This window comes from Paenibacillus sp. S29, from assembly GCF_049319765.1.
Classification (GTDB): Bacteria; Bacillota; Bacilli; order Paenibacillales; family Paenibacillaceae; genus Paenibacillus; species Paenibacillus polymyxa_B.
Genome location: NZ_JBMOUI010000012.1, coordinates 135,932 through 158,353, shown reverse-complemented (window position 1 = coordinate 158,353; position 22,422 = coordinate 135,932). Strand labels below are relative to the sequence as shown.

The 22,422-nt window shown below is 44.0% G+C and carries 21 protein-coding genes; 17 read left to right on the top strand and 4 right to left on the bottom strand.

What is annotated here, in order from left to right; all coding sequences use genetic code 11:
- Positions 1–73: 73 nt before the first annotated feature.
- The 7 genes from ACL9RM_RS19735 (at position 74) to corA (ending at position 7,252) form a co-directional block, all read left to right on the top strand.
- Positions 74–1,168 (top strand): DUF3048 domain-containing protein, encoded by a 1,095-nt coding sequence (locus tag ACL9RM_RS19735; protein WP_250267477.1) that lies wholly within the window; start codon positions 74–76, stop codon positions 1,166–1,168.
- A 188-nt stretch (positions 1,169–1,356) separates the two neighbouring features.
- Positions 1,357–1,971 (top strand): DUF47 domain-containing protein, encoded by a 615-nt coding sequence (locus ACL9RM_RS19730; protein ID WP_007428879.1) that lies wholly within the window; start codon positions 1,357–1,359, stop codon positions 1,969–1,971.
- Positions 1,972–1,985: 14 nt separating this feature from the next.
- Positions 1,986–2,975 carry an inorganic phosphate transporter gene (locus tag ACL9RM_RS19725; protein WP_039272398.1) on the top strand — a complete coding sequence of 330 codons (990 nt, stop codon included), beginning with the start codon at positions 1,986–1,988 and terminating at the stop codon, positions 2,973–2,975.
- Positions 2,976–3,214: 239 nt separating this feature from the next.
- Positions 3,215–4,663 carry an amino acid ABC transporter substrate-binding protein/permease gene (locus ACL9RM_RS19720; protein ID WP_250267478.1) on the top strand — a complete coding sequence of 483 codons (1,449 nt, stop codon included), beginning with the start codon at positions 3,215–3,217 and terminating at the stop codon, positions 4,661–4,663.
- On the top strand, positions 4,656–5,384 hold the full coding sequence (locus tag ACL9RM_RS19715; RefSeq protein WP_061830844.1) for an amino acid ABC transporter ATP-binding protein: 729 nt from the start codon (positions 4,656–4,658) through the stop codon (positions 5,382–5,384). The genes ACL9RM_RS19720 and ACL9RM_RS19715 overlap by 8 nt, the downstream gene beginning before the upstream one ends.
- Positions 5,385–5,692: 308 nt before the next feature.
- Positions 5,693–6,121, top strand: a complete 429-nt coding sequence (locus ACL9RM_RS19710; protein ID WP_081112481.1) for a GNAT family N-acetyltransferase — start codon at positions 5,693–5,695, stop codon at positions 6,119–6,121.
- Between the two features lie 171 nt (positions 6,122–6,292).
- The gene (corA, locus tag ACL9RM_RS19705) at positions 6,293–7,252 is read left to right on the top strand and encodes a magnesium/cobalt transporter CorA (protein WP_061830842.1); all 960 of its coding nucleotides are present in this window, start codon (positions 6,293–6,295) and stop codon (positions 7,250–7,252) included.
- A gap of 6 nt (positions 7,253–7,258) precedes the next feature.
- Here the strand turns inward: corA and ACL9RM_RS19700 are convergent, their stop codons facing one another.
- Positions 7,259–7,774, bottom strand: coding sequence for a tyrosine protein kinase (locus ACL9RM_RS19700; RefSeq protein ID WP_250267479.1), 516 nt, complete (start codon positions 7,772–7,774; stop codon positions 7,259–7,261).
- Positions 7,775–8,000: 226 nt separating this feature from the next.
- Between ACL9RM_RS19700 and ACL9RM_RS19695 the strand changes: the two genes are divergently transcribed.
- The 7 genes from ACL9RM_RS19695 to ACL9RM_RS19665 all read left to right on the top strand — a co-directional run bounded on the left by ACL9RM_RS19695 (position 8,001) and on the right by ACL9RM_RS19665 (position 14,424).
- Positions 8,001–8,291, top strand: a complete 291-nt coding sequence (locus ACL9RM_RS19695; protein ID WP_007428885.1) for a YerC/YecD family TrpR-related protein — start codon at positions 8,001–8,003, stop codon at positions 8,289–8,291.
- Positions 8,291–9,079 carry a sirohydrochlorin chelatase gene (locus ACL9RM_RS19690; RefSeq protein WP_081112480.1) on the top strand — a complete coding sequence of 263 codons (789 nt, stop codon included), beginning with the start codon at positions 8,291–8,293 and terminating at the stop codon, positions 9,077–9,079. The genes ACL9RM_RS19695 and ACL9RM_RS19690 overlap by 1 nt, the downstream gene beginning before the upstream one ends.
- 173 nt (positions 9,080–9,252) lie before the next feature.
- Positions 9,253–10,134 carry a diacylglycerol kinase gene (locus tag ACL9RM_RS19685; RefSeq protein ID WP_013308843.1) on the top strand — a complete coding sequence of 294 codons (882 nt, stop codon included), beginning with the start codon at positions 9,253–9,255 and terminating at the stop codon, positions 10,132–10,134.
- Between the two features lie 208 nt (positions 10,135–10,342).
- A complete protein-coding gene (gene rlmD, locus ACL9RM_RS19680; protein ID WP_250267480.1) occupies positions 10,343–12,139 on the top strand; it encodes a 23S rRNA (uracil(1939)-C(5))-methyltransferase RlmD in 1,797 nt (598 codons plus the stop codon).
- A 13-nt stretch (positions 12,140–12,152) separates the two neighbouring features.
- Positions 12,153–12,449: an N-6 DNA methylase gene (locus ACL9RM_RS19675; protein ID WP_250267481.1), complete on the top strand. Its 297-nt coding sequence runs from the start codon at positions 12,153–12,155 to the stop codon at positions 12,447–12,449.
- Positions 12,450–12,810: 361 nt separating this feature from the next.
- Positions 12,811–13,800, top strand: a complete 990-nt coding sequence (locus tag ACL9RM_RS19670) for a tRNA dihydrouridine synthase (protein ID WP_250267482.1) — start codon at positions 12,811–12,813, stop codon at positions 13,798–13,800.
- 54 nt (positions 13,801–13,854) lie between these two features.
- A complete protein-coding gene (locus ACL9RM_RS19665) occupies positions 13,855–14,424 on the top strand; it encodes an SF0329 family protein (RefSeq protein WP_250267483.1) in 570 nt (189 codons plus the stop codon).
- A 201-nt stretch (positions 14,425–14,625) separates the two neighbouring features.
- On the opposite strand, the gene ACL9RM_RS19660 is transcribed toward ACL9RM_RS19665, so the two are convergent.
- Together ACL9RM_RS19660 and ACL9RM_RS19655 are read right to left on the bottom strand one after the other, a co-directional pair.
- Positions 14,626–16,050, bottom strand: coding sequence for a pyridoxal phosphate-dependent decarboxylase family protein (locus ACL9RM_RS19660; RefSeq protein ID WP_250267484.1), 1,425 nt, complete (start codon positions 16,048–16,050; stop codon positions 14,626–14,628).
- Between the two features lie 301 nt (positions 16,051–16,351).
- Positions 16,352–17,293, bottom strand: coding sequence for an AraC family transcriptional regulator (locus ACL9RM_RS19655; RefSeq protein WP_023987100.1), 942 nt, complete (start codon positions 17,291–17,293; stop codon positions 16,352–16,354).
- A gap of 317 nt (positions 17,294–17,610) precedes the next feature.
- Here ACL9RM_RS19655 and ACL9RM_RS19650 point away from each other — a divergent pair, with 317 nt between their 5' ends.
- The 3 genes from ACL9RM_RS19650 to ACL9RM_RS19640 all read left to right on the top strand — a co-directional run bounded on the left by ACL9RM_RS19650 (position 17,611) and on the right by ACL9RM_RS19640 (position 21,349).
- Positions 17,611–18,630, top strand: a complete 1,020-nt coding sequence (locus tag ACL9RM_RS19650) for a glycoside hydrolase family 88/105 protein (protein WP_250267485.1) — start codon at positions 17,611–17,613, stop codon at positions 18,628–18,630.
- A gap of 12 nt (positions 18,631–18,642) precedes the next feature.
- Positions 18,643–20,817 (top strand): 1,3-beta-galactosyl-N-acetylhexosamine phosphorylase, encoded by a 2,175-nt coding sequence (gene gnpA / locus ACL9RM_RS19645; protein WP_250267486.1) that lies wholly within the window; start codon positions 18,643–18,645, stop codon positions 20,815–20,817.
- Positions 20,818–21,067: 250 nt separating this feature from the next.
- Positions 21,068–21,349: a hypothetical protein gene (locus tag ACL9RM_RS19640; protein WP_256026585.1), complete on the top strand. Its 282-nt coding sequence runs from the start codon at positions 21,068–21,070 to the stop codon at positions 21,347–21,349.
- A 91-nt stretch (positions 21,350–21,440) separates the two neighbouring features.
- On the opposite strand, the gene ACL9RM_RS19635 is transcribed toward ACL9RM_RS19640, so the two are convergent.
- A complete protein-coding gene (locus tag ACL9RM_RS19635; RefSeq protein ID WP_250267487.1) occupies positions 21,441–22,379 on the bottom strand; it encodes a helix-turn-helix transcriptional regulator in 939 nt (312 codons plus the stop codon).
- Between the last annotated feature and the right edge of the window lie 43 nt (positions 22,380–22,422).

Below are 22,422 nucleotides of genomic sequence, written 5' to 3'. Positions count from 1 at the left end.
GTTACGCTTCAATCAAGACAAAAACAGGAAATAAAGCTTATAATGAGAAAAATAACTAAGTGGAGGGATGAACTTGTCCGGGCCCATTTCCCAACGAAATCATTGGTTGCGTGTGATGGCCTCAGCTCTGTTATGCATGACGCTGATGTCTTGTACTGCTATGTCCAATACGGGTGAATCTGAATCCGTTCCCCAACCGACCAAGCAAGAAACAGAGAAGGAGGCACTTGAACCGCCGAAGGAGCAGTCTATTCCGGCATTTACAGCTCCGCTTACCGGTCTTCCGGTGGAGCAGCCTGTTTTGGAGCGGCCGCTCGCTGTCATGATTAACAATGCTCCGGCTGCACGTCCTCAGGCAGGACTTAGCCAGGCAGACATGGTATATGAAGTTCTTGCAGAAGGCGGGATTACCCGTCTGGTCGCTTTTTTCCAAAGTCATGGTGGAGATGTAAAGATCGGACCGGTCCGTAGCATTCGACCGTATTTGATTGAGCTGGGCGAAACCTATGGTGCGTTGCCGATACACGCAGGGGGAAGCACAGATGCCTATGCGATTTTACAGCAGCAACGGAAGGAACATCTGGATGAGATTTCAAATGGAGGGGCTTACTTCTGGCGAAGCAAAGATCGTCGTCCTCCACATAATTTATACACAGACGTGAACAGACTGCGCAAAGGAAGCGATAGTAAAGGGTATGCCAAGCATACGGACGTTCCAGTATATTCTTACCTTAAATCCGGTGAAACCCCAGTTATGGTGGACGAGACAGCAGCATCTTTGCAAATTCGGTTTTTGCTTAAAAGCTATCGAGTATCTTATACCTATGATCCAGCGAATCAACAATATAAGCGTTTTGTGAACGAAAAGTCACATGTGGATCAAAATAATAACCAACAGCTCTCAGCAGCCAATGTTATTGTAATGAGCGCTAGACATCGAACGTTGGATGATGTGGGCAGATTAGGTGTTGAGCTGGACGGCAGTGGAGAGGCCATGGTGTTTCAACAAGGACAGTTAATACAGGCTGAGTGGCAGCATACACCAGGCGATGCGATTCGTTTTATGAAAAATGGGGTTGAAATCCCGTTAACGCCAGGTACATCCTATATACATGTGGTACCTGCAGATACTTCACTAAAGGAACATGTAACCATAGCAGCAAATTAGAAAACGAAATACACCTTTTTAGGAAGAAATTGTCGGATAATGACCTTCCATGTCGGGCACTGTATACGTATGTCATGAAATTTGCTTTTACAAACATTACAAAAACATTGATGAGTGTGATAAGATAGCAAAGGTTGTCTATTGCAGTCGAAACAGGTTGCGGATATTTTCGTAAAGGGGTAATCGTTATGAGATTGAAGAAAAAGGATATATTCTTCGAGACGTTGGAAAATATGGCAGATACGATCGTGCAAGCAGCCGATTATTTTGCCCAACATACTTCAAATCTTCAGGATGTGACTTTGTTTACAAATGAAATGAAGAAGTATGAAAATAAGTGTGATGATTACACACACACGATTATTACTGAGCTGAACAAGACCTTCATTACGCCGTTGGAACGCGACGACATCATGGAACTGACAACAACCATGGATGATGTGTTGGACGGTCTTGAAGCGACGGCTTCTCGTTTTTATATGTACAACATTACGGAGCCGGACGAGTATATTGTGCAGTTCGCTGATATTCTGCGTCAATCAGCTTACGAAATTCAGAAAGCTGTACATTTGCTTTCACAGAAAAAATTGCTGGCCATTCGTGAATACACTATTCGCCTGAATGATTTGGAAAATCAGGGGGATGAATTATTGCGTATTTGCATCAAAAACCTGTTTGCAACTGTAACTGACCCTATTGAACTGATTAAACGCAAAGAATTGTACGAACGCCTTGAAACGACAACGGATTCATGCGAGGATGTTGCAAATATGCTGGAATCCATCATTATGCGTAACTCGTAAGGGAGTCCTTTTACATGGATACAAGTTTACTGGTATTGGGTATTGTTATTTTTCTTGCTCTGGCATTTGATTTTATTAATGGTTTTCATGATACGGCGAACGCGATTGCAACTTCGGTATCGACCCGTGCATTGACCCCGCGACGTGCGATTATTATGGCTGCGGTCATGAACTTTCTCGGGGCAATATTGTTTACAGGCGTTGCGAAGACCATTGGTGGAAGTGTCGCTGATCCAACCAAGCTTACGAATGGAATTGATATCGTCATTGCGACGCTGATCGCTGCGATTATCTGGAACCTCTTAACCTGGTGGTTCGGTATTCCTTCATCCTCTTCTCATGCACTAATTGGTGCATTGGCTGGAGCGGTGTATGTAGGTGCGGGATCGGATAAATTAAACTGGAGCGGCTTCATCGGGATTGTCGAAGGACTTATTTTCTCCCCGTTGATTGCTTTTGTTGTCGGTTACATCGTGATGATAATTTTAAAATACATCTTCGCTCGTCGTAGTCCGCATACGGTAAACAAAGGGTTTCGTACAATGCAGGTCATTACGGCAGCGCTTCAGTCGTTCACGCATGGTACGAATGATGCTCAAAAGGCGATGGGGATTATTACATTCGCACTCGTTTCGGCGGGGTATCAGGACCATTTGGAAGTACCCATGTGGGTGAAAATTTCAGCCGCAACAGCCATGGCGCTGGGTACGTCTATCGGGGGCTGGAAAATCATCAAGACGATGGGAACCAAGATTTTTAAAATCGAGCCAATTAACGGATTCGCAGCCGACATTTCGGGAGCCTCTGTTATTTTCACAGCTACATTGCTTCATTTGCCCGTAAGTACCACTCATGCCATTACTTCGGCTATTTTGGGTGTGGGTTCTGCGAAGCGTTTTTCCGCTGTGCGTTGGTCGCTGGCCGGTCGAATTATTATTACTTGGGTTATAACGATACCGATTGCTGCGCTGTTATCTGGATTGATTTTCAAAATTCTTTTCTAGTTCATTATTATTTCTTGAAAAATAGGTACACACTATAGAATACACAATAAGCTTCCGTCCGCTTTTTGCGGCAGGGGCTTATTGGCATTCTAGGGCAAAAAGGCTTCTTCAAAGTTTACACATCCAGATAGTTCCATGAAACGTTTTTCAAAAATACCTGACATCAAAGTAGTCAATTTTTAATAACTCCTGTAGAATAAACAGAAAACTTTGAACCGTTCAACTGACTGGAGGAAATTATGCAAAAATCTAGAAAACTAATAGCACTCATGATTTGTTTGTTTTTTGTGGTTGCCCTGTCCGGTAATTTCGGTGTAGTGGCACATGCAGAAAATAAAACAAAGTATGATATCGGCACGGATACAACGTTCGCGCCTTTTGAGTTTGAAGATGTAGATGGTAAATTTGTTGGAATCGACATGGATTTGCTGGCAGCCATTGCCAAGGATCAGAATTTTGAATATACGATTAAGCCTCTTGGCTTTAACGCGGCAGTGCAGGCCCTTGAAACGAATCAAGTGGATGGTGTCATTGCCGGGATGAGTATTACCGATGAACGCAAGCGGAAATTTGATTTTTCCGAGCCTTATTTTGATTCAGGCGTCGTCATGGCGGTCCGCAAGGATAATGATACGGTTAAACGCTATGAGGACTTGAAAGGACAGCGTGTTGCGGTCAAAACAGGAACGGAAGGTTACACATTCGCAGAATCCATTAAGGCCAAATACGGCTTTACTACAGTACCTTTCGATGATTCTTCTCAAATGTATGATGAAGTCAAAACAGGTAATTCGGTTGCCTGCTTTGATGACTATCCGGTACTGGCATATGGTGTAAACCAGAATAACGGCCTTAAGCTGGTAACAGATAAGGAAAAAGGTGCTTCTTACGGGTTTGCTGTTAACCAAGGCAAGAACCAGGAGTTGCTGGAGAAATTTAATGCAGGGCTTGTTAATCTGCGCAATAGCGGGGAATACGATAAAATTTTGGCTAAATACCTTGGCGAATCGGGCAAAGGTGTGGCGCCTGTAGAGACCAGCCGCTGGGGACTGATTTCCGCTTCGCTGCCTTCGCTGATTAAGGGCATGGGAAATACGTTGCTGTACACACTTGTATCTTTACTCGTAGCCTTTATCCTAGGGTTGGTGTTTGGCTTTATGAAAGTAAGCCATAACAAGGTGTTCCGTGGTATTGCAACTGTATTCGTCGATATATTCCGCGGTATTCCGCTGATCGTGCTTGCTTTCTTTATTTACTTTGGTATTCCACAGGCACTGGATTTCAAAATGCCGCTTTTTGTCGCGGCTGTACTGACATTATCCCTGAATGCGGGTGCGTATGTAACTGAGATTATCCGTGGTGGTATTCAGTCCATTGATCCTGGACAAATGGAAGCAGCTCGTTCGCTTGGTCTACCCTATCGGACGGCTATGCTTAAAATCATTTTGCCACAAGCTGTGAAAATCATGATCCCGTCGTTTATCAATCAGTTGGTTATTACGTTGAAGGATACGTCCATTTTGTCTGTTATCGGTCTGGTCGAGTTGACCCAATCGGGTAAGATCATTATTGCGCGGACATTCCAATCCTTTGATATTTGGCTGGTAGTAGCGGTGATGTATCTTATCGTCATTACAGTCCTGACCAAAATTTCCAACCGTCTTGAAGGGAGAGTTCGCCGTGGGTAAAATTATCGTTAAAAACCTAAAAAAAAGCTATGGTAGTAATCAAGTACTAAAGGGCATCGACATGCAAGTACGTGAAGGCGAGGTTGTGTGTGTCATTGGCCCCTCTGGTTCGGGGAAAAGTACGTTTTTGCGTTGTATGAACATGCTTGAAGAAATTACCGCAGGTGAGGTCATTGTCGATGACTACAACTTAAGTGACAAAAACGTGGACATTAACAAAGTCCGTGAAAATATAGGTATGGTATTTCAACACTTTAATCTGTTTCCACATATGACCGTGCTCAAGAACATTATGTTCGCGCCGACTGAACTGGGGAAACAGTCCAAGGCAGAGGCCCGGGAAACGGCTATGAAGCTGCTGGATCGTGTAGGTTTGGCCGATAAGGCAGATGCACTGCCAGGACAGCTTTCCGGCGGTCAGAAGCAGCGTGTGGCGATTGCACGTGCGCTGGCAATGAACCCAGACATTATGCTGTTCGACGAGCCTACCTCGGCGCTCGATCCTGAAATGGTAGGCGAAGTGCTGGGCGTAATGAAAGATCTGGCGCGTGAAGGCATGACGATGATGATCGTAACGCATGAGATGGGTTTTGCACGCGAAGTAAGCGACCGTGTTGTGTTTATGGACGGTGGCTACATCGTAGAAGAAGGAACGCCACAAGAGGTATTTGGTAATCCGAAAAACGAGCGGACTATTAGTTTCTTAGAAAAAGTATTGTAAGTGGGCAAGGTTTGCCGTGAGTGCAGGTGAGGACGTAGTGTGAGACCGCTCCGCGTTCCATTTGATCTTTCGATCGCTGTTGCCCCTCAATTTTTGGATTGTATAGGACCTTATAAGGTGAAAATTCAGAGGCAAAGGCGAACGCTGCCGCTTCTACAGATTCAAATGGACCGCTACGCTACTGCTCGCTGAGTAGTCCCTTTTCGTGCAAAGAGCCGGCCTCACTTTTGAATGAGTGGGTGCAGGGGAAGAGGGCGCGAGTGATTTTTCATTTTTGATGTTTATTTTCATAAGTGGAGGGCTTGCTTTTGAAGATAAGGACTGCTCATCATGAGGATATTCCGGCTTTGGCTTATCTAATGGAGGAGCTTGGTTATCCTACGACTGTAGAAGATATGAAGATGAGATATGATCGTATCGCTTCTGACCCTAACTACCATACTCTGGTGGCTGAAGATGGAGGGGAAGTCGTTGGGATGGTTGGACTACATGCTGATATCTTTTATGAAAGAAATGAAAATTACGCGCGTATCGTCGTTTTTGTGATGGATTCAAAACATCGTAATAAAGGCATCGGCAAGGCGTTAAATGAGGAAGCGGAAGCTTGGGCTAAAGAGAACGGGTTGGTTGCCATTGCTTTGAACAGTGGTAATCGAAGTGAGCGACAGGATGCTCATCATTTTTATCGCCGATTAGGATATGAAGCGACAAGCACAGGATTTGTAAAAAAGATTTAATTTATAATGAATTGATTATTTTATAAGGATATCTTGGGAGGCATGTTGGCCCGGAGATATCCTTTTCTTTATTAAAAGGAATACAGGACTTGAGATTGGTATAATGTTAATTGGCTTATATAAAATATAAATAACATAACAGACGCGAAGTGTAAGCGAGGGGGACGTACGATGATACGTACATTGACTATAGGTCATGATCATCAGGTAACAGTGGGAAAACCATTGGATCAGATCGTCATGGAGGATTACATATGGATGTGGGTAGATTTTAGCGAGCCTACAGATCGCGAGACAGAACTGCTGACGAGTTATTTTCATTTTCACCCATTGGCTGTGGAGGATTGTATGCATGTTCTGCAACGTCCCAAATTGGATTATTACGAGGATGTGCAGTTTCTGGTCGTGCATGCGCTTGATGTAGATACGTTAGCTGCGGAAGAAGTGGATATGTTTATTAGCAGTCGTTTTTTGGTTACATATCACCATCATGAGTTAGAGGAGCTGGATCAAGCCTGGGAGCGGATTGTCCAGCATGCGAATGAACGTAAAATATGGTCGCGAGGGCCGCTGTCTGCAGCCTACACGGTGATGGACAAGCTGGTAGATAACTATTTTCCGAGCCTTTTTATGATTGAGGATGAATTGGCCGAGCTGGAGGGCTTGGGCGGTCGCGAATCCGTAGAGGAATTAATGAAGCAGGTGTTTGACCTGCGTGGCAGGCTGCTCAAGCTACGCCGTACCATCGTACCCATGCGTGATCTGATGTACCGAGTTTTGAATTCGCAGCATGTGCAGGGCCAAGGAGATCATATGGCTTATTTTACCGATATATATGATCATTTATTGAAGCTGACAGACATGCTGGAGGCCGACCGCGAGATGACAGCCGACCTGAGGGACAGTTATATATCGCTCAATTCCAATCGCATGAATTCAATTATGAAGACGCTGACCGTAATTACGACCGTCTTTATGCCCTTGACGCTGATTGCAGGAATTTATGGTATGAATTTTTCGAATATGCCCGAGTTGACCTGGAAATATGGATATTTTGGTGTACTGTTCTTCATGTTTTTGTTGAGTGTTGCAATGGTGGTCTGGTTTATGCGCCGTGGCTGGTTCAAATAGTATAGTCTACTTTCTTTTGCGCTTGCGCGGACGTCTGCGCGGGGTAGTGGTGCTTTTGCGCTGCGTCTTTTTCCGGCGTGGGCGTGGTGGTGTGTATTCATCCAATTCCTCGGTGATATCTGTGGCAGAATTTTTGCTCCCGGATTTGCCAAATGCTGGGAGCGAGCCCATAATCAGCTTCGCCATTGGAGCAAATTGCTGCACACTAGACATAACCTTTTGCACCTTGCCGACCGTAGCAACAATTCCATCAATGCCACCCATACGGTCAATGAAGCCTTTGATTTCGTTGAGATTACCGAGGGTGCCAAGACCCCCAAGCAGTCCTCCTTTGGCTGGAACCGGGTCTGGTGTGACCACGGCAGAATCCGTAATACTCGCTGGCGCCTCGTAAGGAACCAGCCCGGAAGAACCGGCTTGCGGAACCTCGTTGTATGGATCGAGTCCGGGATAAGGAGATGAACTATACGGATCGGAAAGGGAACGCTGTAGCGGCCTCCGATGATAGTAGTGTCCAGGCATGAGATCACATTCCTTTGCAGGTTGATACTCTACTGTATGTTACAAACGCACAGTGGGTTTAGGCGCGTGTCCCGAAATCAGGTATAAAAGCGGAATTGGGCATTCGTACGGTACGTTTCTATGGTCATAATGTTGTTCTGTAATGCGTGAAACCGTTAATGCTTGAAAAACCGACTATTCCTCGGGTACAATGAGGAGAGATCGTAACCTTGGGAGATGATAATCCATGCAGCTTAAAAAGCTTAATGATAAAAGTATTGATCAATTGTTCGAAGCTATTTTAACTCTTAAAAATTTGGAAGAGTGCTATGTATTTTTTGATGATCTGTGCACGATTAATGAAATTCAATCCCTCTCCCAACGTCTAGAGGTTGCCCGTATGCTAGGCAAAGGCAGCACATATAATCAGATTGAAGCAGAGACGGGGGCCAGTACAGCTACCATTTCACGTGTTAAACGTTGTTTGAACTATGGTAATGACGGGTACAAAATGACTCTGGAACGTCTGGGACGCTAATGCGGAGCCCTGGGATACTGGTAATCAGCCATGGCTCTAGGGAGCCATATTGGGTGGAACAGGTGGATCAGGCAGTTGCGAAGCTTCATTTGTCGGAAGAAATGCCGATAGAGGTTTCATTTTTGGAAACGGTTAAAGGAAGATTGATTCAAAATGGTATTGACCGTCTGGAAGCCTTGGGTGTAACAGATATATTGGTTATACCTTTGTTTGTGTCATCAGGCAGTACGCATGTAGATGAGATTAGCTATGCGCTGGGTGTCAAAGATGCGCCGGACAAAGAAACAGATTTGGAGCCGTTTCGACTGAAGGCGCAAGTGCATTTTGGCAGTCCGTTGGATGACGGAGAAGATGTTGCCCGCATGGTATGGGACAAGGTTCGCCCGCTATCAGCCGACCCTGCGAGAGAGGTTATTTTACTCGTAGGTCACGGCAGTGTGCACAACGGCTTTTTTCAGCGCTGGGAGCAGGGGATTTCTTCGTTGGCCCGTACGGTGCAAAGCGTGAGCGGTATCATCACGGACCACGCTTTGCTAAACCCCGAGAGTGTGTACGACAAGGCAGCGTATTGGAATCAGGAGCGGGGTCATGATGTTATTGTGGCACCGCTATTTTTGAGTTCGGGATATTTTACAAGTCGTATGATTCCTAAACGCTTGCAGGGACTCGAATACCGTTATTCAGGAGACCCTTTATTACCGCATCCTTTGCTCACAAGCTGGATGGATAGACAAATTCGTGAATTATTGCAAAGTGTGCAGAAGCAAGCAAGGTCAAGTCATAGGTAGTCTGGTTCGGCTATAGCGTCATCTTAGCCTTAAATTTCCTTATTTGGGCAAAGTCTGGCTTCTTTTATTGTAAAAGAGGTCTTTTTCCAGTATGATGATATTTTGTACAGACTGAATGTGATGAACTGCTATGTGAATATAAATATCATTAAATATACGGGTGGCGTAACGGAATGAAAAGAGCTAGATTAATCTATAATCCGACCTCTGGGCGTGAGGAAATGAAGCGTCGTCTTGCGGATGTTTTGCAGCGCCTAGATGAAGGGGGTATTGAAGCCTCTTGCCATGCAACTACGGGTGAAGGGGACGCAACGCGTGCCGCAATAGAGGCCATTGAGCGTGGGTATGACATGATTATCGCCGCTGGTGGCGACGGTACATTGTATGAGGTCATTAACGGGATGGCTGAAAGAGAAAACCGCCCGCCCCTAGGTGTGTTTCCTCTGGGGACGACGAATGATTTCGCCAGGGCACTGGGCATCCCCAAGCACTGGGAGGATTATTGCGACCTCGTGATTCGTCAAAATCCGAAGCCGCTGGATATCGGAAAAGCGAACGACCGCTACTTTATCAACATTGCAGGCGGGGGGACTTTAACCGAGCTTACGTATGAAGTTCCGAGCAAGCTAAAAACGATGATTGGCCAGTTGGCATATTATTTTAAAGGTATGGAGAAGATGGTCAGCCTTGCTCCACAGGAGCTGATCATCAAGGCATCGGGTCAGGAAGTGATTCACGACGAGTTTATGCTCTTCCTGATTGCGAATACGAATTCGGTGGGCGGGTTTGAAAAGCTTGCTCCTGGGGCGACAATAGATGATGGACTGCTCGACGTCATCGCTGTACGGAAATGCAATCTGGCGGAAATGATCCGATTGGTAACCCTTGCGCTGCGTGGTGAGCATTTGCAGGACAAGAAGATTGTTTATTTCAAAACAGATTACATGGAAGTGACCTCACCCGGCTATGTCCAGCTTAATCTGGATGGCGAACTGGGGGGCACTTTGCCAGCGACTTTTCGGAATTTACCGCATCATTTGAATGTTTTCCGGTGAGGAAATACTTCTGCTTCCGGGAGGCAACGCAATATAGTATATGGAATGCAGAGTAGGTAGTTGTTTTTGTGAACATATTGGTTCTTGCCGTTCTCCGTGGGGAGTAACGGCATTTTCGAGTTGATATTTGTATGTTTAGATAACCGTTCAAATTAGACGTCCGAAAGAAAATATTGCATAAAAAGAAGATCAGAAAGAAGTGACAATCATGACGAATAACCGTAGCGGACGTGGAAAAAGCCGCCGGAATGCAGCAACAGCAACTCCTGTTCAAGGAAATCAGCACAAAAAGACTATGAAGGCGACAAGAGAGAGAGAACCGGAACAGTCTCAAGTTAGAGCTGGAAATGGGCTGCTTCAAGCCGAAATCAAACATAAAAATGGAAATATGAATGAAGTGGTTCAGAAGAAAAGGGAAAATGGACGAGATACTCGTCGTTCTTCCAATGGTGGACGAAGTCAGGATGCTTCCAATCGTAACCGGTCTAGTGCAGAGCGTACCGATCTGCCTGTGCAAAAGAATGATGAGGCCGTGATAGACATCATCGGCATGAACCACGATGGCGAGGGTGTAGGACGTGTCGAGGGTTTTACGCTGTTCGTTCCAGGTGCGTTACCGGGTGAAAAGGTTCGAGTAAAGGTGTTAAAAACGAAAAAGCAGTATGGCTATGCCAAGCTGCTGGATATCGCGCAGGCTAGCCCTGACCGGATTGCAGCTCCGTGCGCCATCTACGATCAATGCGGTGGCTGCCAGATCCAGCATATGAGCTACGAAGCGCAGCTCAGCTGGAAACGCCAGCATGTCGTGGACGTGTTGGAGCGTATCGGGAAGCTGAGTGTGGCTACAGAGCCCAGTGAGCATACTGCACAGGTTTTGGCTGCTTCTGCGGATACAGATGGTGAGGCCGATACAGTCACGACTTCTGATTCGGCCATGAATGCGGATGGAAATGCCGACAGCATGTCGCGTGTACATGGCGTACTCGTGCATCCTACACTCGGTATGAGTGAGCCTTGGCGATACCGCAACAAAGCCCAGGTGCCGATTGGTGTCACCGAGGGTGGGCTTGTCGGCGGTTTTTATGCACGTGGCAGCCATCGAATTGTGGATATGAACACCTGTCTCATTCAGGATGAGCGTAATGACGAAGTTGTCGCACGTGTGAAAGAGATTGGCCGAATGCTGGGCATCAGTGCATATAATGAAGAAACCGGACGCGGGCTGCTGCGCCATGTCGTTGTAAAGACTGCTTTTCGCACGGGTGAAATGATGCTGGTGCTCGTGACGAATGGGCGAGATATTCCGCATGCAGATGCGTGGATCGGCAGTATCCGTGAGCATATCCCACACGTGGCAAGCATATGCCAGAACGTGAATACGAAGCGAACGAACGTTATTTTTGGCGACGAGACTCGTGTACTGTGGGGTCGTGACGTGATCTACGACTACATTGGAAACGTCCAGTTTGCGATTTCCGCACGATCCTTTTATCAGGTGAATCCCGTACAAACGGAAGTGCTGTATAGCAAAACCGTCGAATACGCCGGGCTCACGGGCAAAGAAACGGTTATTGATGCGTATTGCGGCATCGGCACAATTTCTTTGTTCCTCGCTCAGCATGCGGACCAAGTGTATGGGGTCGAGATCGTCAAAGAAGCCATCGACGATGCACGGAGTAATGCGCTGTTGAACGAAATGCGCAATGTGAAATTTGAGGTAGGCGCGTCTGAGGACGTCATTCCTGCATGGAAAGAGCAAGGCATCACCGCCGACGTTATCGTCGTCGATCCGCCCCGTAAGGGCTGTGATCCACGCCTGCTCGACACCATTCTGGAGATGAAACCAGAGCGCGTGGTGTATGTATCCTGTAATCCAAGCACACTGGCGCGGGATTTAAGGATATTGGAGGATGGCGGGTATAGTACAGTGGAAGTGCAACCCGTAGATATGTTTCCGCATACGGTGCATGTGGAGTGCTGTTCACTATTGGTCAGAAAAGACTAATAGTTGAGGTGTATTGGCGTTTGAAAAAGGTAAAAATCAAAACAAACTTACTGATAAAAACATCAATAAGATTATCGAAACGTACCGAAATCGTGTAGATGTTGATAAATATGCTCACGTGGCACCACTTGAAGAAATCAAAGCAAATGAGTTTAACTTAAATATTCCTCGCTACGTGGATACGTTTGAAGAAGAACAAGTTATTGACCTTGATGAAGTAAATAAGCTATTAGAGCAAGATAAACAAGAAATCGATGAACTTGAAGCGAAAATCAATGAACAGCTGAAAATCTTGGGTATTTATGTGTAGAAATTGACGAAAAGGGTCAAGGATAGTATTCCTCGGCTCTTTTTTTAAGCCATTCGCTTGGGAACGGCGTAAGCTGGGGGGAAGTTATGCCGTGCAGTATTTCTATGAACTGCGGTGCAGTACGTTATAGAAGATGGCAAGGAGGGGCGGCGCTCTTCCTTTTTTTGCGAGTCTTTTGGGGAGTCTGCTCCTCTCTTGGGTATGATATACTCATTTAGATGTCTATGCTTAACATATACTGCCGTTTGAACTATGTTGCTTAAACATGTTATATGTGAAGAAGAAGCAAGGACATGAACAGGTTAGCTTTACCATTTTGGGACCAAAGATTTGTCCTGGTATTTATAGAGGAGTTTTTGATATGACGAATAATTTTTGGCGTGATTTGCCACGACCTTTTTTTATACTGGCACCGATGGAAGATGTGACGGATGTTGTGTTTCGCCATGTCGTAAGTGAAGCAGCCAGACCGGATGTGTTTTTTACGGAGTTTGCGAATACAGAGAGTTATTGTCACCCGGAGGGGAACAAAAGTGTACGCGGGCGTTTGACTTTTACAGAGGATGAACAGCCCATGGTGGCCCATATCTGGGGAGATAAGCCGGAATATTTCCGTGAAATGAGCATCGGTGTGGCGAAAGAAGGCTTCAAAGGCATCGATATTAATATGGGTTGTCCCGTAGCGAATGTGGCCGAGAATGGGAAGGGAAGCGGCCTGATCTGCCGTCCCGAAATCGCAGCGGATATCATTCAGGCCACCAAAGCCGGGGGACTGCCCGTGAGTGTAAAAACAAGGCTCGGTTTCACTACCGTAGACGAATGGCGCGACTGGTTGACCCATATTTTGAAACAAGACATTGTGAATTTGTCCATTCATCTGCGGACAAGAGAGGAAATGAGCAAAGTAGACGCTCACTGGGAACTGATTCCGGAGATTAAGAAACTTCGTGATGAGGTGGCACCAGATACACTGCTGACCATTAACGGAGATATTCCGGACCGTCAGACCGGCTTGAAGCTCGCTAAGCAATATGGAGTGGATGGCATTATGATTGGGCGTGGTATTTTCCAGAATCCATTTGCGTTTGAGAAGGAGCCGAAGGAACACAGCAGTGAGGAATTGCTTGAACTGCTGCGGCTTCATCTAGATCTCCATGATCATTATTCGGCGCAGGAGCCACGTTCGTTCAGCCCTCTCGCCCGCTTCTTCAAAATATATGTCCGTGGATTCCGAGGGGCAAGTGAACTCAGAAACAGCTTAATGAACGCCAAATCAACAAGTGAAGTGCGTACATTGCTTGATGAGTTTGGAAGCAAGGAGCATGATGAGGTAGAAGAACGTGGAAATTAAATTGCCAAGTTGGGGGACGGGCTGTTAGTAGGCATTGAAAACATAGGAGGATATATGTCCTGGAGTAAATTGAAGCAACAACTGGAGAGCTTCCTCTCTCCTGCGTTAGACGGAAGGGTCGAATACCGAGCGACCAGTTACCGTTATTTGCCTGATAAATCTGGAATTTGTTATATAACTGTAGATAAGAAGAACATACTCAATATGAATGATATCACTAGTCCAATCAAATGGTATCAGACGGAGTTGGAAATCAAGAATGATCCAGATATCCAAGTTCCTATCAGCAATGAAGAAATTGAAGCGGTCAGAAAAGATACTAATGGGAATGTTCCGGAGAATCGTCTACAAGTAATTGCAAGAGGTAGAAAAATATCAGAGCATGCAAAGGAGCTTTTGTCAGCACAGGCCTCATTAAGCAAGTCTAATTTTAATGTTGTAGCTAATAAGTTTTTAACTACTTCTATAGAGGACAGCTTAGAGAGTAATGATATCTTATTGAATATTCTAGCTTTAGTGGACAGACGAGTAGGAAAAAAGCGAATTTTAAACATGACCGAGAAGATGAAGTTAAAGCATCCCAGTGTGCAGTATTTTTATGAACTACGGCGTAGTACGTTATGAAAATAAACAACTTCCATTGATGGGGGCACGTCGTTTTAGGGTTGAGTGCTGTTCATTGTTACTGTATTGCACAATGGCAAATAGTTTGGAAGATGTACAGGAAAACAGTAAAGAGGGGCGGCGTGCCCCTCTTATTTGTGTGATGCTGAGCATTTTCACTTATTTACAGAAAGTGTAGCACTTCATTTTCACAATTGAACATCATAAAAAAACTTTTTTCTCATTTAATGATCTTGCTATATTCGATAAAAGCTGAATTGTATTTCTTATCTCATGTTCCGTAGTGTCTGGGTGAATTGCACAGATTCTGAGAACAGTTTTTCCATTGAGTTGTGTCGTAAGCACAGCGGCATATCCATTCGCCACCATTTCTTGGGAGATCCTTTTATTGAGTGAATCTAATTCTTGCTCAGATAATCCAGTTGGCGCATATCGAAAATTAACAATCGCTAACTGTGCGGGGCATACAATCTCCCAATGATTATGTTTTTTGATTTCATCTTCAGCCCATTCTGCGAGTTGAACTCCATGCTCTATAACTTCACTGACAGCATTCGTTCCTAAAGCTTGCAGTGTCACCCATAGTTTCAAACTTCGAGCAGGCCGGGTTAACTCAGGACCCAGATCCCAATAATTCATATGTTCTTCATCAGTCTCGGCATCTTTCAAATACTCTGGATGGGTGCTGAAGCAATTTTCGAGGTGCTGCTTTTCTTTGGCTAAAACCACACTACAGGAATAGGTCTGCATTAGCCATTTGTGTGCATCCCAGGTGATACTATCTGAACGCGATATCCCGCTCAAAAGAGACTTATATTTCGAAGAAGCCAAAATCGACGCACCGTAAGCTCCATCCACGTGTAACCAAATATTATGTTTTTCACATAGGTCAGCAATTTCGTTTAATGGGTCAATGCTTCCCGTATTGGTTGTGCCTGCCGTGGCAATGATTGCAAAAGGCTTCATCCCAGCCGCTTGATCATCCATTAATTTTTTTTCTAAGGCTGAAACATCCATACGAAAATTTGTATCACTTGGAACCTTCCTGATTTGATTACTGCGGAATCCGAGGATGCGTAACCCTTTGGCGACCGATGAATGAGTTTGATCTGAAACATAAGCAGTTCCAATGGCATATTCCTGCTCGGATAACTTTGCATTGCGTGCAGCTGCTAAAGCGGTCAAATTCGATAGAGATCCGCCCGACAGAAATAAGCCCCCAGCAGTATCGGGATATCCTGCCTGGTCACACATCCACCGGATCACTTCCCCCTCTAAAAGGCTTGCGCTCGAACTCAGCATCCAGCTTCCGGCATGGGTATTATAGGCGCTGGTCATGATATCTCCTAACCACGAGTAAAGAGACATTGGACCAGGAACCAATGCGAAAAAGCGAGGGTGTTGCATGAAGGTTTGGTGAGGATAGACGTTTTTCCTCATTTCATCGACTACCTCTTTTACTGGTCTTCCTTTTTTGGGAAAACCAATTTCCTTTAAATGAGCTATCGTATCCTCATCTGCAATGTTGATTACTTTTTGAGATCGAATGTTATTATTTTCTGCTATAAATGAATGTATGAACTGTTCAATAATCTCACCTAATTGCTGATTTGGTTCTTGATTCATTATAAGCATCTCCTTTGCTTAACTTCAACCAAAGTATAATATAACATCTGTTGTCATATTGTGAGATTCACCGATTTCATCATTACGTTTATTTTTAGGCACTTGGCTATTACATAAATTAATTTTCAAGGTCAAAGATGGCTATACAACGGGGCTTGCTGGAATGGAGTTGTTAAAAGATTTGAATTTTATGCTTTTCTAGATACATTGCAAAATGTGATTAATCATATAAAGCAGAAAATGGCTAGTTTGATATCCAGAATATTGAATTCGTTTTATCGAGTTTATTTCTGCTGTTATGCTAAACCCACCCCGTAAACTCCAGTATAGACGCTTTCGCAGATTGCGCTTCGGATTGTGCCCCTTTACGCCATTCTTTTGGCGGCTTTCCCATAAGCCTGGAGAAGCAACGGTTGAAGCTGGAAATGGAATGAAAACCGACTTGTTCGGAGATCGAAAGAATAGAATCCTCCGTGCTTTTTAACTGCTTGCAAGCCTCTTCGATTCGGGTGCTGTTTAGGAAATCGAGAGGCGACGTCCCCATAATTTCATGGAATTTTCTTCGGAAATGAGTTGTACTTAAATGGCACAGATCGGCCAAAAAATCCATGGTAATGGGATTCATATAGTTTTTAGTGATGTACTCCAGAACTGGAGAAATGACAAAATCGCTTTTCAGGCTATGCTCTGTTTCTTGATCTGCCAACAGTTCATTCCTGGAATGAATTCTAAGGAGTTCTATGTAAAGGGATAGCAATAAGCCGTAGGCACTTTCCTGATAGTAAGGATTCTGTTGTTTTAATTCCTCTACGATTGAAGTCGCAAGTGTATAAACCTTGGGATGTTGCTCCTTATTCAATATACAGTTCATTCCCTTCACCACCCACAAATTCGGCTCGAAGTTGCTGTAAGCACTTTTAAATGAATGTTGAAAGAGGTCCTCTGGCGAAAAAAAGATATAAGACCAAAGACTGGCTGTATTTGGCGAACTATACGTGGTATGAGGAAGATACCTGGGAATGAAGGTCACATCGCCCGCTTTGAAGGGTACAGATTCTCCTTTGATCTCCATGATGCCGCTATCTGAATAGCATATACCAATCTCCAAATGGTTATGGAAATGGAGATGCTCACTTTTAATATCTGAAATCTTCCAACGCTCACCGCTTAATAGCAAGACAGGGAAATTTATAGGCAAGCTGTAGTGCCGATATTCTATAACGGGCTTCTTTTTTCTGGGCATATTCAATACCCCCATGACTTTGATTTTAACCAGCAGATATACATCAGGATTTTGTAAAATTCGATTCCAATCGCTCCAAGGTGCAATATATAGACGAACTAGACCATTTCGATCTATATATTGTTTATTGGAAGTCGCTTATTGGATTTTTGCAAAATCCTCACATAAATGATTAGAATTGCGCAGTTTTGTTGCGAATATGCTTAGATGGAGACTATTTTACTGCGTACAATGGAGTAAGTAAAGCGTTTTCAAAACGGCGACAAACAGCTCTCAAGCGCCTTTGGGGGCGTGTGCGCTAGGAGAGGGGAATAAAGATGCTTCAATTGAATTGTGACAAGGAAGAGATATTAAAAGTTATCGACAAAGTCGTCAGAAAAACAATGGCGATGGATTTGACGTGGGACTGGCCTTGCGGTGTGGCTTATTATGGTGTATCCACGGCTTATACAAAAACAGGTAATAAAGACTATTTGAATATGCTTAAGCAGTGGGCGGATGAATATATCGAGCTGGGTTTGCCGCACTGGACGGTAAACACATGTGCCATGGGCCATATGCTGATCACATTGTATGAAGAAACAGGGGACCAGAAATATTGGGATATTGTGATGAGCAAGGTGGATTATATTCGGAACCATGCTCTCAGGTTCGGAGACCATGTTTTGCAGCATACGGTATCCGTTGCTAATGATTTTCCAGAACAGGCATGGGCGGATACGTTGTTTATGGCGGCATTTTTTCTGCTCCGTGTAGGAACCAAATTAAAGGATGAGGAAATGATCCAGGACGCCTTAAACCAATATTACTGGCATATCAAATACCTGCAAGACCCTAGTAGCGGTTTCTGGTACCATGGCTACAATAATGTCAAGCAAGACCATATGTCCGGATTTTTCTGGGGGAGAGCGAATGCTTGGGGAGCATATACCATGTCGCAAGTTAAAATTTATTTGAAAGACTGGTATTTATATCCGCAGTGCATGGACGTGGAGTGTTCGCTTCGGGATCAACTGGCGGCACTGAAGGGGGTTCAAACGGAGAACGGCCTGTGGCGGACGGTACTGGATGACGAGGAGTCCTACGAAGAAGTGTCTGCATCTTGCGGAATCGCGGCGGCCATGATCAATAACGGCAATCCGCTGCATACCAAATACGTGCAAAAGGCATTGGACGGCATCTTGAACCATATTAGCGAGGACGGACGGGTACTAGGTGTGTCGGGCGGCACAGCGGTTATGAAAGATCGGGATGGGTATCGGAATATTCCAAAAGACTGGATTCAGGGCTGGGGTCAAGGCCTGGCATTGGCTTTTCTGTCTGATATGTTGAATTAGGAGGGAACCAAGTTGTCCAAACAAGCCACGGGGGCCTTCACACTACCGGGAGAATCCGGTTATGAGGCGCTGACCCTAAAATTAGCTGAACGGTGGGGTGCCGATGTCATCCGTGATAGTGACGGCACGCAATTGTCGGATGAGATTATTAACGCTGGGTACGGCATATATTCGACAATCTGTATCATCAGAGATCATAACGAGTGGGCGTCCCACCATCTGGATAAGCTGCAGCAGTGTTTTTTAATTACAAATCCGAAGGTAGCTGTACAAGATTATGTATCCATCTATTTGATGGAGGATTTTTTTGATGAACAATTCAAAGTTAATGATTCCAAAGAGGCGTTTAACTATTGGCAGGTTTTTGATAGAACGACTGGGGAGGAAGTTCCAAGAGAACAGTGGAATTATGAAAGGGAATCCGGAAATGTGGTCATTACCGGAATTGTTCCTTGGCATAAATACACGGTAAGCTTTATGGCCTACCGGATCTGGGAAGAGATTTCCATGTACAATCACACAACGAATCATTGGGACAAAGAGCACTTGATGCAGATTGATCCCATCTATACAGAAACGCAAAAATATCTGCTGGATTGGATGGAAGATTGGTGTCTCCATCATAAGGAAACCACGGTTGTTCGGTTTACCTCCTTATTTTATAATTTCGCCTGGATCTGGGGCAGTAATGAGCGCAATCGCCATCTGTTCTCTGACTGGGGTTCATATGATTTTACGGTAAGTTCAAGAGCGCTTGATCTGTTTGCCAAGAAATACGGGTATTCGATGACTGCCGAGGATTTTGTGAATGGCGGGAAATACCGCGTCAGTCATATCCCGGCTGAGCAGCGCAAGCTGGATTGGATGGCATTTATCAATGATTTTGTAATCGAATTTGGCAAGAAATTAATTGACATTGTGCATAGACACGACAAGCTTGCCTATGTTTTTTATGATGACAGTTGGGTTGGCATGGAGCCTTACAATGACCGTTTTCAAGAGTTTGGATTTGACGGGTTGATTAAATGTGTATTCTCAGGATACGAGGCGAGGCTCTGTTCAGGTGTAAAAGTGAATACGCATGAGATTCGGCTGCATCCATACTTATTTCCAGTTGGTTTAGGCGGGCTTCCTACCTTTATGGAAGGGGGAAATCCCACGCTGGATGCCAAAAAGTATTGGATTAATATCCGGCGCGCCTTGCTGCGGGAGCCTATTGACCGGATTGGACTGGGCGGATATTTGCACCTTGTAGAGCCTTACCCGGATTTTTGTGATTATATCGAAAAGATTGCCAATGAGTTCAGAGAAATTAAAGAACTACATCATGAAGGCAAACCCTATCACATGAAGACGAAGGTAGCTATTCTGCATAGCTGGGGAAAATTGAGATCGTGGACATTGTCCGGCCATTTCCATGAAACGTATATGCATGATTTGATTCATGTCAATGAAGCTTTATCCGGATTGCCGATTGAAGTGCAATTCATTGATTTTGAAGATATCCGTCAGGGAATTCTACAGGATTGTGATGTAGTGATCAATGCCGGCTCTGCTGGTTCAGCATGGAGTGGTGGGGAGCACTGGAATGACAACAAGTGTATGGACTTACTGACGAAATGGGTTTATGAGGGTGGTACCTTTATTGGCATCAACCAGCCCTCTGCGGTCGAAGGCCACGACAGCTTTTTCAGAATGGCACATGTTCTTGGACTGGATGAGGATACAGGCTCCAGAGTAGGTCATGGAAAATGGACTTATGAGGTTAGGGATGAGCATGGTTTGGTGCCTGAAGGAGCCAGTATAACGCCAAAGAATAGCATTTATCTTACTGATGGGTCAGCTGCGGTAGTGGAGGAAACGAGTGGTATGATAGCATTGTCTACTCATGCCTTTGGTAAAGGAAAGGGGATCTACCTTCCTTCTTTCGAATTCAGCTGGGAAAACACAAGGTTGCTGCTGAACATAATTCGGTTTGCAGGCAATGAGTTACATGAAACGAAGTACATTACAGATAACCTATATACAGAGTGTGCTTATTATCCAGAAAGTAAAATATTGGTTGTTATTAACAATAGCGATCAACTTCAAAGAACGACGATTGAAACGGAATATGGCAAACAAACCATGGAATTAGATCCGTATGACACCATGATCACCCATATCGGCTTAACAAAATCGGTATAGGAACGGAAAATAATGAGAAGTAGCGGTATCAAGCCCTCCTTTATTTTAAGGAAGGGCTTTTTGTTTCAGCACCTCCAGAAAATCAAGCTAATTTACCGGGGATTTTGTCCATTCAAAAGTATCTACCCCATCATTAACTATAAGTAGAACAATTAAGGAGATGATTTCTTTGAGAAAGGCAACCTTAATGAAAATTAAAAATGCGGAAGCAAAGTTGGGAAGAAAGCTAAAGAAAAGAAGTCACGTGGTTATGAATCTTAAAAAAGCCATTCGTGTAACTCAACTTGGAGATGGATTCGCACGCTTCACTTTCGCTCCGATCACTATTTCTCCTAATAGCTTTAGAAGCACTACGATTAACGGTAACGCCTACAATCTGATTAGCGGTGCATGGACTTTCTCTGGAAATGAACAAGGGTTTCTTCTCAATAATTATTCCGCAGCCGAAGACAGATGGGTATTTACTGCATGGAATCCAACTGGATTCACAAGAACGGTATCCTATGCTGTTATCGCCAAACGGAAGCCATAATTCAAATGTCATCGTTAGCAAGGAAAAGGAGCGTGAGCCTTCTTTTCCTTGCTAAAATGTAGAGAAAATTTTGAACAAACCTTCGATGATCTTATAATTTTTGATAGTGGTGTAAGAGGTGCTCAACTCTATCTTTAATAATCCGTTTTAAAGATTCTGGCTTCACTGATCGTACATAATGACCATATCTCATCAAATACTGAGCGATAAACTCCTCTTCTCCAGGATTATAAAATCCCTTAATGACTGTCTTATCACCATTTTCTATTTTCATAGAAGGATAATGTTCTTTATAAAAAATATCCTTGGCTTGTTCTACAATCTCTACTTCAAAGTCAATGCTCTTCTCAGTTTGATACATTTCTAATGAACGGTTAAGGAGTTCATCTATAGAAAAGCGAGAATTGTTCTCCTCTTCTTCTACAAAGGTGATTCGATCACATCTGAAAACTCTATATTTATTCGTATGTAACTCTATTCCAGTAGCATACCATTGGCCAAACTTAGCAGAAATTTTGAAAAATTGAACATAGTAACTTTTGTTCTGATTATTTTTTACATATTTAACTTTACACGTACTCTCATTAAGAATGCTTGTTAGAATTTTATCTAAATAGCGACTAACATGATTATGCTGATATATTTCAAATTGTAGAACCTTTTTCATTTTATGAATCTGGTTTATTTGTATTTTAGAAAGACAGTGTTCAAACTTTTCATTCAGTTGATTAACACTTAAGTGAAAGGGGGTGGATTGATAAGCTTCTAACGTCAACATTGCAAAGTACAGAGCATACACTTCATCCATCGTAAAAATAATGGGGGATAACAATCTATTTTTTAGGATACCATATCGTCCATGTCTGCCATGTTCCGAAAAAATAGGCATACCTAATTGTTCCAATGAACTAATATCACGTAGAGCTGTACTTTTTGAGATATGGTATTTATCCATTAGGTCATTTAAATTAAAAAACTCTCGACTGTTTAAGTATCTGATCATGTCATTTAATCTTTCTGATTTCTTCATCTAAATCTCCTTATAAAGGTGTCATGTTTTGATACCTTTCTAT

Bases quoted from the DNA above. Each gene is read 5' to 3' on its own strand.
- ACL9RM_RS19730 (WP_007428879.1), top strand. From the start codon at position 1,357: ATGAGATTGAAGAAAAAGGATATATTCTTCGAGACGTTGGAAAATATG.
- ACL9RM_RS19725 (WP_039272398.1), top strand. From the start codon at position 1,986: ATGGATACAAGTTTACTGGTATTGGGTATTGTTATTTTTCTTGCTCTG.
- ACL9RM_RS19720 (WP_250267478.1), top strand. From the start codon at position 3,215: ATGCAAAAATCTAGAAAACTAATAGCACTCATGATTTGTTTGTTTTTT.
- corA (WP_061830842.1), top strand. From the start codon at position 6,293: ATGATACGTACATTGACTATAGGTCATGATCATCAGGTAACAGTGGGA.
- ACL9RM_RS19700 (WP_250267479.1), bottom strand. From the start codon at position 7,774: ATGCCTGGACACTACTATCATCGGAGGCCGCTACAGCGTTCCCTTTCC.
- ACL9RM_RS19695 (WP_007428885.1), top strand. From the start codon at position 8,001: ATGCAGCTTAAAAAGCTTAATGATAAAAGTATTGATCAATTGTTCGAA.
- ACL9RM_RS19690 (WP_081112480.1), top strand. From the start codon at position 8,291: ATGCGGAGCCCTGGGATACTGGTAATCAGCCATGGCTCTAGGGAGCCA.
- ACL9RM_RS19685 (WP_013308843.1), top strand. From the start codon at position 9,253: ATGAAAAGAGCTAGATTAATCTATAATCCGACCTCTGGGCGTGAGGAA.
- rlmD (WP_250267480.1), top strand. From the start codon at position 10,343: ATGACGAATAACCGTAGCGGACGTGGAAAAAGCCGCCGGAATGCAGCA.
- ACL9RM_RS19670 (WP_250267482.1), top strand. From the start codon at position 12,811: ATGACGAATAATTTTTGGCGTGATTTGCCACGACCTTTTTTTATACTG.
- ACL9RM_RS19665 (WP_250267483.1), top strand. From the start codon at position 13,855: ATGTCCTGGAGTAAATTGAAGCAACAACTGGAGAGCTTCCTCTCTCCT.
- ACL9RM_RS19660 (WP_250267484.1), bottom strand. From the start codon at position 16,050: ATGAATCAAGAACCAAATCAGCAATTAGGTGAGATTATTGAACAGTTC.
- ACL9RM_RS19655 (WP_023987100.1), bottom strand. From the start codon at position 17,293: ATGCCCAGAAAAAAGAAGCCCGTTATAGAATATCGGCACTACAGCTTG.
- ACL9RM_RS19650 (WP_250267485.1), top strand. From the start codon at position 17,611: ATGCTTCAATTGAATTGTGACAAGGAAGAGATATTAAAAGTTATCGAC.
- ACL9RM_RS19640 (WP_256026585.1), top strand. From the start codon at position 21,068: ATGAATCTTAAAAAAGCCATTCGTGTAACTCAACTTGGAGATGGATTC.
- ACL9RM_RS19635 (WP_250267487.1), bottom strand. From the start codon at position 22,379: ATGAAGAAATCAGAAAGATTAAATGACATGATCAGATACTTAAACAGT.